This window comes from uncultured Campylobacter sp. (assembly GCF_938045225.1).
In the GTDB taxonomy this organism is placed as follows: Bacteria; Campylobacterota; Campylobacteria; order Campylobacterales; family Campylobacteraceae; genus Campylobacter_A.
On the sequence record NZ_CALINL010000236.1, the window covers coordinates 1 to 2,258 of the forward strand.

Sequence of the window (2,258 nt, forward strand, 5' to 3'; positions counted from 1 at the left end):
CTCTATCACGTCGTCATCGTCTTTACTTTTTGATCTTAGTCGCACTTGCTTGCCGTTTTGCGCCGTCAGAGCGATGTTTTGCTCGGCGTTTGAGATGGCTTTAAAGCCCGCTTTTATCGCTAAAATTTTAATTATAATGAGGCTTAAAAACTGCCTTGTGTAGATGTCCGGCTTGCCAAATCTATCCTCGATCTCGCCCTCTATCTCATAAACCTCGGCCACCTCTTTGCACTTGCTAAGCCGTCTATAAAGATCCAGACGCAGCCTATCCTCGCCGATAAACTCCGAGTTTAAAAACGCGTTAATGCTGAGCTTTAAGTCGATTTTTGCGCTCTCAAAGCTCTCTTTATTTAGCAGTTTATTTATCTCTTCTTCGAGCATTTTGATGTAGAGCGAATAGCCGATAGCCTCGATATGGCCACTTTGGGCTTCGCCCACTAGGTTGCCGCCGCCTCTGATCTCTAGATCGTGATAGGCTAGCACGCTGCCAGAGCCCAAAAACGAGTTGCTCTCAAGCGCGACTAGGCGTTTTAGGGCGTCCGCGCTTAGGGCGTTTTTGTCTTCGACGAGGAAGTAGCAATACGCCTGCTTGTCGCTCCTGCCGACGCGTCCGCGTAGCTGATGCAGGTCTGCGATGCCGAATTTATTCGCGCTCTCGATGATGATGGTGTTTACGTTTGGCAGATGTATGCCGCTTTCTACGATGCTGGTGCTTAGCAGTACGTCGTACTCGCCGTTTTCAAACCTCATCATCTCCTCTTCGGTCGTTTTAGCGTCGATCTTGGAGTGTAGCGTTAGGATGCGTAAATTTGGCATGATGCCCAAAATTTGCTTTTTTGCCTGAGGCATCGTGGCGATGTGGTTGTGGATATAAAAAATTTGCCCGCCGCGGCGCAACTCGCGCATGATAGCCTCTTTTACCGCCTTTTCATCCCACTCGCGCACGCTGGTTCGCACGTCTAGGCGCGAGCTTGGCGGAGTTTGCAATACGGAGTAGCCCTTGACGCTTGAAAGCGCCATATTTAGGCTACGCGGTATCGGGGTCGCGCTCATAGATAACACGTGCGAGGCGCTTGAAATCTCTTTTAGTTTTTCTTTTTGCTTGACGCCGAATTTATGCTCCTCGTCGATGATGATGAGGCCTAAATTTGAGGGCTTAACCGACAAAAGTGAGTGCGTACCCACGCAAACGCAGGGTTGTCCTGCCTCTAGCGCCTTAACTGCTGCCGCTTTTTCCTTTGCGCTTGTGAAGCGGTCGAGCTTAAAGACGCTAACGTCAAATTTGCCCAGCCTCTCTTTTAGGCTTTTAAAATGTTGCGAGCTAAGAAGCGTCGTCGGCACGAAAAATAGCGCCTGAAAGCCCGATTTTACGCATTTAAATATCGCGTTCATAGCAACCTCGGTTTTACCGAATCCCACGTCGCCACTAAGCAACCTATCCATCACCTTGCCGCTTTTTAGGTCGTTTGCGATGTCGCTTGAGGCGCGCTCCTGATCTCTCGTGTAGGCAAAGCCCGCGTTTTGCAAGAAATTTAGATACTCCGCATCGTCTTTTTCGATGATTTCGCCGCGGATTAGCTCGCGCTGCGCGGCTAGTGAAATAATCTTTGAGGCGATTACGAAAAGCTTGGCTCTAACTTTTTCTTTTATCTTGGCGAAATTTGCCTTACCAAGGCGGTCTAAAACCGCGATGCTGCCGCTGCTTGCGACGTATCGGTCGATCAAATTTAGATGCTCGACGGGCAAAAGCAGCTTGTCCTCGTTTTGATAAACGATGACGACAAACTCGCGCGTCCTGCCGAGCACGGTTAGCTTTTCAAGCCCCGTAAATTTGCCGATGCCGTACTCCTCGTGCACAACGTAGTCGCCCGCCTTTAGCTCGTCGATGACTAGACTCGGTTTTTTGGCGCGCTTTTTCTTTTCAAATTTATTTAGCGAGACTATGATCTCGCTCGGTGAGACCAAATTTAACGCTGCCTCGGTTTGCACAAACTCTACGTTTTGATATTCGCTCAAATTTAATGCGTTAAAAAGCCCCTCGTTACGCGCTAAGACTTTGATTTTTTTATTTTTATTTAGCTCGAAAAAATCGGCGTTTAAAGTTACGCTTAAGTCTTTATAAACTTTAGCCGCGGGCAACACGGGCAAATTTGCCACCTCGCCCAGATCGCGCTCAAAGCCATCAAATTTTTTCGTTAAAACCGTTTTAAATTCGCACGTAGAAAAATTGTATGAACTTACCAATCAGGCAAAAACAT

General features: G+C 48.0%; 1 protein-coding gene. It reads right to left on the reverse strand.

Annotated elements, in window-relative coordinates; all coding sequences use genetic code 11:
* The coding region (mfd, locus tag Q0200_RS08380) for a transcription-repair coupling factor (protein ID WP_297940197.1) at positions 1-2,244 on the reverse strand (2,244 nt) is incomplete at its 3' end.
* Between the last annotated feature and the right edge of the window lie 14 nt (positions 2,245-2,258).